This is a genomic window from Bosea vestrisii (assembly GCF_030144325.1).
Taxonomy (GTDB): Bacteria; Pseudomonadota; Alphaproteobacteria; order Rhizobiales; family Beijerinckiaceae; genus Allobosea; species Allobosea vestrisii_A.
The window spans coordinates 454,500-468,147 of the sequence record NZ_CP126307.1; the positions used below are offsets into that span (position 1 = coordinate 454,500).

A 13,648-nucleotide genomic window follows, 5' to 3' on the forward strand; every position below is an offset into this window, starting at 1 on the left:
GAACATGCTCTAGACGACGGCGGGACGACAAAGATCAGATCGCAAGCCGCCATGACCACCTTCAAATCGGACTTCCTGCGTGCGCTCGACGAGCGCGGCCTCATCCATCAGGTCTCCAACCCGGAGGAGCTGGACACGCTCTGCCGACAGGGGCCACAGACCGCCTATGTCGGCTATGACGCGACCGCAACCAGCCTGCACATCGGCAACCTGATCTCGGTCACCATGCTCTACTGGTTCCAGGAGACCGGGCATCGGCCGATCACGCTGATGGGTGGCGGCACCTCGATGGTCGGCGACCCGTCCTTCCGCGACGACCAGCGCAAGCTGCTCTCGATCGAGGAGATCAACGCCAATATCGAGAGCATCAAGAAGGTCTATTCGCGCATCCTGCGCTATGGCGACGGCCCGACCGATGCGTTGATGGTGAACAACGCCGACTGGCTGCTCAAGCTCAACTATGTCGAGTTCCTGCGCGAGGTCGGCCGGCATTTCTCGGTCAACCGGATGCTATCCTTCGACTCGGTGAAGCTGCGGCTCGATCGCGAGCAGTCGCTGTCCTTCCTCGAGTTCAACTACATGATCATGCAGGGCTACGACTTCGTCGAGCTCAACCGCCGCTATGGTTGCCGCCTGCAGATGGGCGGCTCCGATCAGTGGGGCAACATCATCAACGGCGTCGACCTCGCGCACCGCATGGACGGGAAGCAGCTCTTCGCGCTGACGACGCCGCTGCTGACGACGTCATCCGGCGCCAAGATGGGCAAGACTGCCAGCGGCGCCGTCTGGCTCAACGGCGATCTCTTCAGCCCCTATGAGTTCTGGCAGTATTTCCGCAACACCGAGGATGCCGATGTCGGCCGTTTCCTCAAGGTGTTCACCCGCCTGCCGCTGGCCGAGATCGCCAAGCTCGCGGCGCTCGGCGGCTCGGAGGCCAACGAGGCTAAGAAGGTGCTGGCCACTGAGGCGACGGCGCTGCTGCATGGCCGTGAGGCGGCCGAGGCCGCAGCCGAGACCGCCCGCAAGACCTTCGAGGAAGGTACGACAGCGCACGATCTGCCGAGCGTCGAGGTGCCGGCAGTCGAGCTCAAGGCCGGGGTCGGCGTGCTCAATGCCTTCGTCACCGCCGGTCTCGTGCCATCGACCGGCGAGGCCCGCAGGCAGATCAAGGCCGGCGGCCTGCGCGTCAACGATGCTCAGGTCAGCGATGAGCGCGCAACACTGTCGCCGGCCGATCTGGTCGACGGCGCCGTCAAGCTCTCCTTTGGCAAGAAGAAGCACGTCCTGTTGCGGCCGGTCTGACGGCCGCGATCGCCAGCAAGAGATGGTTTGAGCGCTCAGCTTGCACACCGCGAGCGGAGCGCATTTGGATTTAGCGCTCTGCGGCACCCGGCGCGGGCAATCTGGCACCGGGGCGAGTCTGCTCCAGCGGGCCACCGCCAAGCGGGTCGACGAAGCGGCGCAGAATGCCGGGAGCGATCGCCGAGAGCGGGTTCACCGTCATCGTCGGCTGGCTGGCCGAACCCGAGACCCGGAAATTCACCGCGAACAGGCCGCCATACTGCCCGCCGCCGAGGATCATGCCGACCACCGGCACCTGCGCGAAAGCGTTGTTGAACGCATAGCCCGGCACGAAGGTGCCACCGATGTCGACGCGGTCGCGGCCATAATCGACGCTGCCCTGGATAGTGAAGCCGACTTCGCGGCCCCACAGCACCGCGTCGCTGACGTCGATCCGGCTGGCGCTGCGCACGAACTCGGCCTTCAGCTTGGTGAAGGCGACATCGCTCGCATCGATGCGCGGAGCCGGCGCTCCGGTACTGTCGAGCGCATTCGGCGCCTGGGAGCCCGGTGGGCCGACGACGCGGCGCAAGGCCGGCTCGTCTCGCACGGTGAAATTGCGCAGGAGCAGCTCGCCAGGCTGGCGCCCTTCGCCGGCCCCGAGCTGCAGGATCAGGTCGCCACCATAGGCGCGGCGATAGAGGTCGAGGAAGCGCAGGGTCGCCCCGCCGTTTTCCGACTGCATGACCAACTGGCCGGCGCTCTCGCCCTGCCTCGCTTGCTTGATCGAGAGATCGGCCTTGCCGATGCGGCCCTGATAGGCGACCGAGCGAATGGCCCCGTTCCGGCGCGAGAGCTTGAGTTGGGAATTGCCGAGCGCTTCATTGTTGAAGCCGGTCATGATCGGCACCTCGAGATCTAGATCGAAGTCGGGGCCCGACGCGGCGCTCTGGCCACCCCGCGCGCCGCGCGTCGGAGCTGCTGGCGCATCGAACAGATCGCGAATGAATGGGCGGGCATCGAGCACCTGCCCGCGCACCGAGAGCTTGGTCACGCCGCCGTCGCGGCCAATCTCGACCTTGGTCAGGCTGTCGCCGGGCGACAGGCGCAGTTGCGAGAAGCTGGCGCTCTCGAACGTGTTCTGCTTGGTCAGCGAGATACGCCCCTTGGCCAGCAGCGGCGCGCTCTCGATCGTCAGGTCTTCGAGATCCGGGCCATCGTCGTCGACGACATAGGTGAAAGCCGCCTTGCCGGCCCGGCCCGCAGGCTTGCTCACGCCTGGTACGCCTGAATCGATCGCGGCCTTGGTCAAGTCGACCTCGACCCGCGGCGGCGCCTCCGGGCTCTTGCCCAGCGGCTTGATCACCTTGATCTGCACCGGTCCGCTGATGCCGGTCTCGGGGCCAAAGCCTCGCCGCTTGAGTGCGGCGTTGTCGAGCGCGAGCGAGACGGTCGCCTCGCCCTGCCCCTTGGCGTTCTGCTTGAGCTCGATCGGCGCCTTGTCGCCGCCGACCTTGCCGTCGCCCTTGATTGAGAGCTGACCGCGATCATAGGTCAGCGCCAGATTGGCGCCTTCAAGCTTCTCGCCGCCGAGCAGATTGTCGGAGGCGACATTGGACAGGGCGCCGCTGCTGCGGATCACGACGTCGGGGAACTGCAGGTCGTTGACGAGCGGCAAGGAGAGCTGGCTGGTCAGATCGACAGCACCTCGCAGCGCCCCCCGGCTCGATCTTGAGCGGCGAGAACTCGCGCAGGGATGGGAAGTTGAGGAGAGCGACCAGCGCATCGGCGGAGCCCGTCGACTTGAAGCTCATCTGGGCCTGCGGCCGGGACGCCCAAGTGTCGGACATCGCGAAGGTACCTTCGCTCAATGTCAGCTTGCGACCGTCGCCGAGCTCGGCCGTGGCTTGCGGAATGACGAGGTCGACAGTGCGGCCGGTCGTAGAGCCCACGACGCGCGCATCGGTGAGGAGCGGCAGGCCCGGATTGGGCAGGAAGCTGACCTGCGAGGCCTTCAGCTTCACGGCAACGGCGTCATTGTCCATGCCCTTGCCGCTCGCGAGCCGCATGTTCGCTTCCGGCGACATCGTCACCTTGACGTCGATCTCTTCGACCCGGCCGCTCTGCACCATCGCCACGAGCGCGCCGTGCAGGTCCGGCGAGGTCACCGCGGGCCAGATCGCAAGCGCGGTCCGCATATCGGTGTCGACCGCCCTGATCTGGAACTGATGCGAATTCTGGTCGTCGCGCCGGCGCGCGATGCCGGAGCCTTCGGCGTTGATCAGTGGCCCCTTGATCGAAAGCTGCTCGAGCCGGATCTCGCCCGCGCCAGCATCGACATCGACCTGCGTTCGCAGCGCCGAGATCGCGACGGCCGCGTCCTTGCCGATGCCGGCGACCTGCCCGGCTCCATCCAGGGCCAGCCGCCAGATGCCACCCTCGTTCCGCGCCTGACCGCTGCCGGCAAGCTTCGTCTCACCGGCCTGGATTTCCGCGGTTGCGATCCGAACCGTCTTGAGGCCGTCCTCGCTGGTGAAATCGAGCTTCGCCCCCTGGACCTGGATCGGGTCTAGCCCGGCATTATTGACCTTGACCACGCCCGGAGCGACGGACAGCCCCGCCGCGATCCTGCGCTCGCCGTTCCCCGTCTGGGTCAGTGAGATTTTGCCGCTGAGCGCCAGGCCATCGAGCGCCACGGTGGCGTTGCCGAAGGCGAGCGCCACCGCCTCGGCCGGCTCGAAACGTTGAATATCGACTGTGGCGGTGCGCGTACCGTCAGGAGCGCTCGACAGATCGATGGCCAGCTCCTTCCAGCGCGGACCAATCCGCCCCTTCATCGACAGACGGGCCTGCCCGTCGCCGAACCGCTCCAATCTGATATCGACGTCCTCCAGGCCGGATCGTTGCCGCCCGGCCGGATCGATCAGCGTGACTCGAGCCCCGCCAATGCCGGCGACTTCGAGCGAGCCGAGCAGACCCTCGTTCGAGGCCAGCGCACCGATCGCATTCATGGCACCGGCGAAGGCGTCCCAATCGACCGGATCGCCGGCCACGGGCGTCTTCGATGCCTGCTCCGGCTGGGCATCCTGCTCGAGCAGCAGCGAGCCATCCTGCCTGACGCCGAGCCGGATGTTGACGCCGCGCAGGTCGAGCGAGACCAGGCGGATATTGCCGCGGAGCAGCGCCATCGCGTCGTAACCGAGGACCGCCTCCGGCGCCCGGAACGAAGCCCCGCCGGCATGCCGGAACGAGACCTCGCGAACCCGCAAGCGCGAACGACCGTCGACACGATCGAGCTCGGCCTGCTCGGCCGTGACCGTCCAGTTCGGCCCGAGCCGCTCCTCGATGGCCGTGGAGATGCGGCCCTCCAGCCCTGAAAGGGGGATGAAGCCGCTGACCAGCAAGGCGGCCGAGACAAAACCGAGGGTCACCACCGCGACGCACACCGCCACTGCAATGGTGACGATGCCGCGCCAGGCGCGTTTCGCCACGGCGGCCACCTCCTGGCATTCCGCCGCGGGGGTCGCGCCAGGTGCGGAAGTCGCGCTGATCTTGCTGTTCTCGGTCAAGATGGTGACGATGCCGCGCCAGGCGCGTTTCGCCACGGCGGCCACCTCCTGGCATTCCGCCGCGGGGGTCGCGCCAGGTGCGGAAGTCGCGCTGATCTTGCTGTTCTCGGTCAAACGGAAACGCTTCTTGTCTTGCTGCTCGAATCGTGCGGATCGATGTAACGGCTCCGGCAGCCGGGCCGCCATGCTGTCCTCATGATGCGCCTGATCCGGGGAGCGGTACAGCAACGGCAAGCTAGCTGATTCGTTCCCGGCGGTTCTGGTTAGTGGTCTGAGCCGGGTTGTTTCTGGCGGCTTGCCCGGCCGTTGCACGTGATCGAGACCAAAGGAAGGCGAAGATGGCGTTGGACGAAGGCATTGCGGCCCCAGACTTCACCTTGCCGACGGATGGCGGCGGAACCCTGACGCTCTCCAGCCTGCGTGGCGGCACGGTCGCGCTCTACGCCTACCCGCAGGACGACACGCAAAGCTGCACCAATGAGGCCCTCTCCTTCGACGCACTGCGCGAGGAATTCGCCGCCGCGGGCGCGACCGTGATCGGCATCTCGCCGGATTCGGTGAAGCGCCACGACAAGTTCAAACAGAAATACGGGCTGCGACTCACTCTCGTTTCGGACGAGGAGCGGGCAGCGATCGAAGCTTATGGCCTCTGGGTCCAGAAGCAGATGTATGGACGTCAGTATATGGGTGTCGAGCGCAGCACCTTCCTGATCGATGCGACGGGCAACATCGCTCGCGTCTGGGCCAAGGTCCGGGTCAAGGGCCATGCCGAGGAGGTGCTCGCCGCTGCCCGGGCGCTCTGACGCTTATGAGGCCGAAACCCTGCGAAATCGGCCACGGTTTGCGATTGATTAACCCTAACGGGGTCTAATCGAACCATCGCAGCGTTAACTCGGTTTTGCGTATGATTCCCTCGGATTCTCGTGCCCAAGCTCCCGGCCCCGCACTTCCCGTGACGGGTGTCCTGTCCCGCCGCAACTTCACGATCAGCCGCTCCACCGCATTGTTCGGCCTGAGCCTGCTGGCGCTGACCACCGCTTGGAGCGGTGCGACGAGCTGGTACATCCTGCGCAAGGACGATCTCGCCGCGCGGCTGATCAGCCGTGAAACCTCGCGCCAATACGCCTATGAGGACCGGATCGCGGTGTTGCGTGCCGATGTCGACCGGCTCGCCAGCCGTGCCTTGCTTGATCAGGACGGGGTCGAGGCCCGTGTCGGCGAGATCGCCACGCGCCAGGCCGAACTCGAATCGCGGCAGTCCCTGGTCAACGCCGTCGCCGAGAGCCTGCAATCGGCCGGCATCGGGGTGTCGCAAGCGGCGAAGAACCCGCTTCGCCAGCGCATGATCAAGCCCGAGGAGCCGATCCGTGCCTCCGGCGTCACCAGCTTCGCGCCTTTCGCATCCGGCAAGCCGACACCGGCTCCGGAGACCTTGCCGTTGCGCGGCGCCGACGACCGCCCTGCCCCCTGGCAATCGGGCGAGGCCGAGGAGCCGGTGCCGCCGGCCAAGCGTGTCGCCGGAGCGCTGATCCAGCTCGATCAATCGATCGAGCGCAGCTCGGCCGCCCAGCTTGCAGCCCTGCGCGACATCGACCAGACCCTCGGCGAGACCCAGAAGACGCTGCGCGGCGCGCTCGCGGAAACCAGGCTCGACACCGACAAGCTCGCGGCCGCGAACTCCGTCACAAAGGGCGTCGGCGGGCCGCTCGTTCCCCTCAACATCGACCCTGCGGCGGGTCCCTTCGAGGCTACGCTAAGCTCGTTGCAGCCGCGCATAGCGGCTGTGTTTGGCTTGCGCGGCCTCGTCGAGCGGTTGCCGCTGAACAGGCCGCTCGACGGAGAACTCGAGCTGAGCTCCAACTATGGCTACCGCGCCGACCCCTTTACGCGTGGGGCCGCCCTGCACACCGGGATGGATCTGCGTGCCGAGCACGGCGCGCCGGTGCGCGCCACCGGCCCGGGAAAAGTCGTGACCGCCGAATATTCGGGTGGCTACGGCAACATGGTCGAGATCGAGCACGCGAACGGCCTCACCACACGCTACGCTCATATGTCGGCGATCCTGGTCAGCCTGGGCCAGACGGTGACCAGCGGGACCCTCATCGGCCGCGTCGGCTCGACCGGCCGCTCGACCGGGCCGCATCTGCACTACGAAACCCGCCTCGACGGCGATCCTATCGATCCGAACCGTTTCCTGCGGGCCGGCAACAAGCTCGCCGGGCGGGTTTGAGGCCTGCGCCTTCAGGCGCTCCAGTGGCCACGACAGCTTCACAGATCGCTGTAATATTCACGCACAGCGATCTGTTTTGATTCGATAATCAATCAGCGCAAGGCTTCGGCAATAGCGGCGGCTGCCACCTGATGGCCATACTCGTTCCAGTGAGCATCGGCCTGGAACTCGAAGCGTTTGCCGGCCTTGGCCCATTCGGCGGCGAAAACCGGATGCAGGTCAAGGAAGGCGATACCGTGCTTGCCGGCCATCTCGGCGGCGATCCGGTTGAGCTTCAGCGCCGGGCTGTCGGCCCGGCCGGCATAGATCGCCTCGCGATCGCCATCCATGACGAGTTGGAGCTTTGCCCCGATCGTGTCGGCGCGCGCCTTCAGCCGGCTGAACAGGTAATCCGTGGCGACGCGGATATCGGCCTCCTGCGCGAGCACACTCGCCACGTCGATATTGGCGGCATAGCCGCCCTCGCCCGCGGCCCTGGCGGGCCCGAGGATCGCGTCGACCAGCGCCTGTGGCCTGACCTGCCAGCGATAGAGCAGGAAGCGCGCCGTCGCGCTCTGGCGAACGAATTCGAGCCAACCGGCACGCCAGGGCTCGGGTGCGACCTCACCGACGACCTTGCCGCCTTCGATTTTCAGCTTGAGGAAGCTCGAGGTGTAGCGCCCCGGCTTGAAGACGAAGCTCTCGTCGAAGTCGTTGTGGACCAGGTTGACCACGATCCGGTCGGGCCGCCGCTGCACGACTTCGCGCTCGATCATCTGCAGATACTGGCTGAGCGGAGCGCCGGCGACCCCGAAGCGCTGAATCTCGACCGGCCCCACGGCAGCAAGCTTGGCGCCAACCGCTTCGGCAAAGCTCTTGTCGAGCGGCACCTGCAGCGCCTCGACGAAGCTGTCGCCGACGAAGGCGATGCGGGCGACACCGGGTTTGCGCTCGACCGGATAATCCGGCAGCGGCGAGTTCCAGCCCTGCGCGTTGATCTTGAACGGTGCGGCGATCTCGTCGCGCACGCGCCAGACGCCGCTCTGTCCCGGCTGGTAGCGCACGACTTCGTTGACGAAGACGTTGCGCGGCACGTCGCTCGCCGGCAGCACGAAGCGGAACAGCACCAGCTCGCAGAACAGCAGGAAGACGACGATGCTGCCGACCGAGACCGCGAGATTGATCAGGATCTCGCGGCCGCGGGAGCGTTTGGCCTCGCTCAATCGAGGTCCTCGACTTCGACGGTCGTGCCATAGACGCGCTGCGCCAGCGACGCCTCCATGAACGGATCGAGTTCGCCATCGAGCACGTCGGCCGGTGCCGTCGAGGCGACGCCCGTGCGCAGATCCTTCACCAGCTGATAGGGCTGCAGCACATAGGAGCGGATCTGGTGGCCCCAGCCGATATCGGTCTTGGAGGCTTGCTCTGCGTTCGCCTTGTCTTCGCGTTTCTTGAGCTCGACCTCGTAGAGGCGGGCGCGCAGCATGTCCCAGGCCTTGGCCCGGTTCTTGTGCTGCGAGCGCTCCTGCTGGCAGGTCACGGCGATCCCGGTCGGGATATGGGTGATGCGCACCGCCGAATCGGTGGTGTTGATGTGCTGGCCGCCGGCACCCTGGGCCCGATAGGTGTCGATCCGGCAGTCGGACTCCTTGACGTCGATGACGATACGGTCGTCGACCACTGGATAGACCCAGACCGAGGCAAAGGAGGTCTGTCTCCTGGCGTTCGAATCGAACGGCGAAATCCGCACCAGCCGGTGCACGCCGGATTCGGTCTTCAGCCAGCCATAGGCATTATGCCCCTTGAACTGCAGGGTTGCCGACTTGATGCCGGCCTGGTCGCCGTCCTGATAGTCGAGCGTCTCGACCTTGAACTTCCGCCGCTCGCCCCAGCGCCGGTACATGCGCAGCAGCATCTCGGCCCAGTCCTGGCTCTCGGTGCCGCCGGCGCCGGGATGGATCTCGACATAGGTGTCGAGCATGTCGGCTTCGCCCGACAGCAGGGTCTCGACCTGCCGCCGCGCCGCCTCGACCTCGACCGCCTTGATCGCCGCCTCGCCCTCGGAGACGGTCGCCTCGTCGTCTTCCATCTCGCCGAGCTCGATCAGCGTCAGCGCATCGTCGAGATCGCGCTCGAGCTTGGCTATGCCGTTGATCTGGTCTTCGAGCGAGGTCCGCTCGCGCATCAGCTTCTGCGCGTTCTCGGCGTCGTTCCAGAAATCCGGACCTTCGGAAAGCGCGTTCAGCTCCGCCAGGCGTCGTTGTGCGACATCCCAGTCAAAGATGCCTCCTCAGCAGTCCAATCGACTGCTTGGCGTTGTCGAGCTGCGTCTGAATCTCTGGGCGCATGATGCGGGATCGAAGTCCTGTGCAGAGTGCTGTTCGGCGCTGGCATAGAAAGGATGCGCCGCGCTGTAAATGCCCGGCCTTGCGTGGCCGGCGTTCAGAAGCCGCAGGCGAGGCAATGGCGCCCGCCATCGTGGCGATATTCGGCCTTCCAGTAATGCGGGTCGTTGATGTCCTGGTAGTCGAGCCCCGCCGTCAGCGTGTAGCGCTTGCAAAAGGGCCGTTGGAGGATCACCAGCAGATCGCAATGCGGAGGCCAGTCGGCGATCTCCGCGATCCGGTTGCCCCGTGCCAGTTCGGCCCGCAGGATATCCCGCAAAGGCGCGGCGAGCGCCGCTGCCTTGGCGGGAATGGGAGGGCTCAGTAGAGCCCGCCCGTGCCGGAGCCGACCGAGCGACCGCCCGCCGGGGCAACGCTCATCGCCCCGCCCGTGCCATCGGACGCGCCGATCACCGAATAGCTGTCCGGCGGCGCCGTGCCCGGCTTGAACGCTTCCAGGATGCCGCCCTCGCCGCCGGCGCGCATGCCGGTACGTGGATCCACCCGGATCAGCTTGATACCGGGTGGCACGCGGAACGGGGTCGCCGGCTTGTCCTTCAGCGCGACGGTCATGAAGTCGCGGAAGATCGGTGCGGCGTACTGGCCGGCGGTCGCCGAGTTGCCGAGCGACTTCGGCTTGTCGAAGCCCATATAGACGCCGACGGCGAGATCCGGCGAGAAGCCGACGAACCAGACGTCCTTGGCGTCGTTGGTGGTTCCGGTCTTGCCGGCGAGCGGCTTGCCGACCGACTTCACCACAGTCGCGGTGCCAGCATTGACGACGCCTTCCAGCATCGAGACCATCTGGTAGGCGGTCAGCGGGTCGAGCACCTGCTCGCGATTGTCGACCAGGCGCGGCTCGCGCTGGTTCGCCCACTTATCGGCCTCGCAGCCCTCGCAGGTGCGCTGGTCGTGCTTATAGATCGTCGCGCCCCAGCGATCCTGAATGCGGTCGATCAGGGTCGGCCGGATGCGCTTGCCGCCATTGGCGAGCATCGAATAGGCCGCGGTCATCCGCATCACCGTGGTCTCGCCGGCGCCGAGCGACATCGAGAGAACCGGCAGCATGTCGTCATAGATGCCGAAGCGGCGGGCATATTCCGCGATCAGCGGCATGCCGACATCCTTGGCGAGACGCACCGTCATCAGGTTCTTCGAGAACTGGATGCCGTAGCGCAGCGTCCGCGGGCCGGTGAACTTGCCGTCATAGTTGCTCGGCGTCCACATGCCGAGGCCACCGCCCTGGTCGACCTCGATCGGCGCGTCGAGCACGATGCTGGACGGGGTGTAGCCATTGTCGAGCGCCGTCGCATAGACGAAGGGCTTGAACGACGAACCCGGCTGGCGCAGCGCCTGCGTCGACCGGTTGAATTCCGACTGGTCATGCGAGAAGCCGCCGACCATGGCGAGCACGCGGCCCGAGAACGGGTCCATCACGGTGATCGCGCCATTGACCTCGGGCATCTGGCGCAGGCGGACCTGGCCGGGCTTGCCGTCGAGCGGCTCGACATAGACGACGTCGCCCGCCGAGACGGCCTGCGAAACGCGAGTACGCCGCGTCCAGCGGATGCCGTCCGGGCCGAGCGTCACCGTCTCGCGCTCCGGCCGGAGCTGGCCCGATGTCTCGCGAACCGGCTGCAAGCCGAGGCGGGCGCTGTCGCCGGCAACGTCGAGCACGACGGCGAGGCGCCAGGGCTTGACGTCGCCCAGCACCGGCAATTCGGCGATGGCGAGGCCCCATTCGCGGCTCGACGCATCGATCTTCTGGATCGCGCCACGCCAGCCGCGCGCCTCGTCGAAGCGCACGAGACCATCGACCAGCGCCTTGCGCGCCATCAGCTGCATCTTCGGATCGACCGTCGCACGCACCGAGAGCCCGCCCTCGAGCAGCTTCTTCTCGCCATAGCGATCCTGCAGCTCGCGCCGGATCTCCTCGGCGAAGTAACCTGCGGCGATCTGGTTCGGCGAGACCGTGCGCGGATTGACGCCGAGCGGCTGCTTCTTGGCAGCCTCGGCATCGGGCCGCTTGAGGAAGCCGTTCTCGGCCATGCGGTCGAGCACGTAATTGCGCCGCTCGATCGCGCGCTCGCGGTTGCGGAACGGGTGCAGATCGGTCGGCGCCTTCGGCAGAGCCGCGAGATAGGCCGCTTCCTGCGCGTTCAACTCGTGCACCGACTTGCCGAAATAGTTCAGCGCTGCCGCAGCGACACCGTAGCTGCCCTGCCCCGGCGCCGGCGCACCGAGATAGATTTCGTTCAAATAGAGCTCGAGGATCTTGTCCTTGGAATAGGTCGACTCGATTCGCAGCGCGATCAGCGCCTCGCGGATCTTGCGCTCGATGCTCTGCTCGGAGCCGACCAGGAAGTTCTTCGCCACCTGCTGGGTGATGGTCGAAGCGCCCTGCGGGCGGCGGCCGGAGGCACGATTGCGGAAGTTCGAGATCGCGGCGCGGGCGAGGCCCTCGGGATCGACGCCGAAATGCTTGTAGAAGTTCTTGTCCTCGGCCGAGAGGAAGGCGTCGATGATCAGCTTCGGCACTGCCTGAATCGGCAGGTAAAGCCGGCGCTCCCTGGCGAACTCGGCGATCAGGCTGCCGTCGCCGGCATGGACGCGGCTCATCACCGGCGGCTCGTAATTCCGCAGCTGCGCCGAATCGGGCAGGTCCTTGGAGTAGTGCCAGATCACGCCGGCAGCGCCTGCGACACCGATGACGAACAGGATCGTACCGGCGGCGAACGCCCATCCGAAAAGGCGCAATATGAACCGCATCGAGAAATTTGACCTCGGCTAGCGGCAGCGGCGGCGCCCTCCCCTTTGGCGTCGCACCGTGCCCGGCTGATCTTGAACTCGTCTCTATATCATGGCGGACATGGCGGAACCGTGGCTTTACGACCACAAATCGCCATCTTCGACCACTCCGCCGTCAAGGCTTGCTCTGCGCGGCCTTGCCCGGTGTTTGCAGGCGTTCGAAATACTGATCGACCGCCTGTTGGACAGCCGCCGCGGCCTGGTTGCGCCAGCCCTCGGAATTCAACAGCTCGGCATCCTTGGGGCTCGACATGTAGCCAAGCTCGATCAGAACCGACGGCACATCGGGAGCGGTCAATACGCGAAACCCTGCGGAACGCAACGGAACCTTGTGCATCTTGACCGAGCCGCCGAGCCGCTCGACCAGATTTCGCGCGAAGATCGTCGAGAAGCTGCGGGTCTCGCGCTTGGCGAGATCCATCAGAATGCCGGCGACGTCATGCACGTCCTCACTCGAATCGAGCCCGGCGACGGCATCGGCCTGGTTTTCCTTCGCCGCCAGTCGTGCCGCCTCGGCGTCGCTCGCGCGCTCCGAGCCTGTATAGATGGTGGCGCCGCGCACATCCTGCGCCTGCGTCAGCGAATCGGCATGGATCGAGATGAACAGGCTGGCCTCGACGCCGCGCGCAATACGGACACGATCGCCGAGCGAGATGAAGGTGTCATCCGAGCGGGTCATGATCACCCGATAGCGCCCCTGCGCCTCGAGCTGCTCTTTCAGCTTCAGCCCGAAGGCGAGCACGACCGCTTTCTCTGCGATCGCGGCAACCTGCGTGCCCGGATCGATGCCGCCATGACCGGGGTCGATCACCACGATGCGGCGTAAATCGCCCTCGGCCTTGCGTTCGACCGGAATGCTCGGCAGTTGCGCCTTGGCGGCTTCTTCTCGAGCGAGAGCGGCGAACTCCTCGCGGCTCGTGCGCTTCAGCTCGATAGTGAGTTCGCCGAAGCCGCCGCGTAGCGGTTTGACCGAGACGCTCTCCACCGCGGCCGGCTGCGCCAGATCGAGGATGATGCGGGCGCGGTCGGCCATGAACAGGCCATAGCGGAAACCGGAGACGAAGCCGGCCGATTTGCGTCCCTGCTTCGGCTCGATCTGGAAATTGATCGACGGCAGGTCGACGATGACGCGATCCGGGCCGGCCATCACGGTCGCGCTCGCGGTCACCGGTCGCGATAATGTCAACGTCAACCGGACCGTATCGCCCTGAGCTTCGATCCGCGCATCGGTGGCGACGGGAGAATCGCTAGCGCCGCGGCCGCTGTTCGCCGCCACCGCGGTCGCAAGCAGGCAGCCTAGCGCCGCCGGCAAAACGAAACGCCGGGCCAGCATGGCGATTCGGCCCATGCGCGCCACGGAAAGGCGAAGCCCGTGCAGCAGGAGAAAGCTCCTCGAT

Annotated in this window: 10 protein-coding genes; 3 read left to right on the forward strand and 7 right to left on the reverse strand. The window is 66.2% G+C overall.

Annotated features, from left to right (window positions below):
* The first annotated feature begins 51 nt into the window (after positions 1-51).
* On the forward strand, positions 52-1,302 hold the full coding sequence (tyrS, locus tag QO058_RS02150; protein WP_284170101.1) for a tyrosine--tRNA ligase: 1,251 nt from the start codon (positions 52-54) through the stop codon (positions 1,300-1,302).
* 70 nt (positions 1,303-1,372) lie between these two features.
* Here the strand turns inward: tyrS and QO058_RS02155 are convergent, their stop codons facing one another.
* Both QO058_RS02155 and QO058_RS02160 read right to left on the reverse strand, forming a co-directional pair.
* On the reverse strand, positions 1,373-2,959 hold the full coding sequence (locus QO058_RS02155; protein WP_284170102.1) for a hypothetical protein: 1,587 nt from the start codon (positions 2,957-2,959) through the stop codon (positions 1,373-1,375).
* On the reverse strand, positions 2,856-4,886 hold the full coding sequence (locus QO058_RS02160) for an AsmA family protein (protein WP_284170103.1): 2,031 nt from the start codon (positions 4,884-4,886) through the stop codon (positions 2,856-2,858). Before QO058_RS02160 ends, QO058_RS02155 begins: the two co-directional genes overlap by 104 nt.
* A 302-nt stretch (positions 4,887-5,188) precedes the next feature.
* Here QO058_RS02160 and QO058_RS02165 point away from each other — a divergent pair, with 302 nt between their 5' ends.
* Together QO058_RS02165 and QO058_RS02170 are read left to right on the forward strand one after the other, a co-directional pair.
* Positions 5,189-5,653, forward strand: coding sequence for a peroxiredoxin (locus QO058_RS02165; RefSeq protein WP_284170104.1), 465 nt, complete (start codon positions 5,189-5,191; stop codon positions 5,651-5,653).
* A 149-nt stretch (positions 5,654-5,802) separates the two neighbouring features.
* Positions 5,803-7,080 carry a M23 family metallopeptidase gene (locus QO058_RS02170; RefSeq protein ID WP_284170105.1) on the forward strand — a complete coding sequence of 426 codons (1,278 nt, stop codon included), beginning with the start codon at positions 5,803-5,805 and terminating at the stop codon, positions 7,078-7,080.
* A 92-nt stretch (positions 7,081-7,172) separates the two neighbouring features.
* Here QO058_RS02170 and QO058_RS02175 read toward each other — a convergent pair whose 3' ends face one another.
* The 5 genes from QO058_RS02175 to QO058_RS02195 form a co-directional block, all read right to left on the reverse strand.
* A complete protein-coding gene (locus QO058_RS02175; RefSeq protein ID WP_284170106.1) occupies positions 7,173-8,282 on the reverse strand; it encodes an SGNH/GDSL hydrolase family protein in 1,110 nt (369 codons plus the stop codon).
* A protein-coding gene (gene prfB / locus QO058_RS02180; RefSeq protein ID WP_284170107.1) for a peptide chain release factor 2 occupies positions 8,279-9,407 on the reverse strand; the annotation gives its coding sequence in 2 pieces (ribosomal slippage) (positions 8,279-9,337 and positions 9,339-9,407; 1,128 coding nt in all). Before prfB ends, QO058_RS02175 begins: the two co-directional genes overlap by 4 nt.
* Positions 9,408-9,501: 94 nt before the next feature.
* Positions 9,502-9,723, reverse strand: a complete 222-nt coding sequence (locus tag QO058_RS02185) for a hypothetical protein (protein ID WP_284170108.1) — start codon at positions 9,721-9,723, stop codon at positions 9,502-9,504.
* A gap of 41 nt (positions 9,724-9,764) precedes the next feature.
* Entirely contained in the window at positions 9,765-12,212 is a 2,448-nt protein-coding gene (locus QO058_RS02190; RefSeq protein WP_129155339.1) for a penicillin-binding protein 1A, read from the reverse strand.
* A 154-nt stretch (positions 12,213-12,366) separates the two neighbouring features.
* Complete coding sequence (locus tag QO058_RS02195) at positions 12,367-13,599, reverse strand: N-acetylmuramoyl-L-alanine amidase (protein WP_284170109.1); 1,233 nt, start codon at positions 13,597-13,599, stop codon at positions 12,367-12,369.
* Between the last annotated feature and the right edge of the window lie 49 nt (positions 13,600-13,648).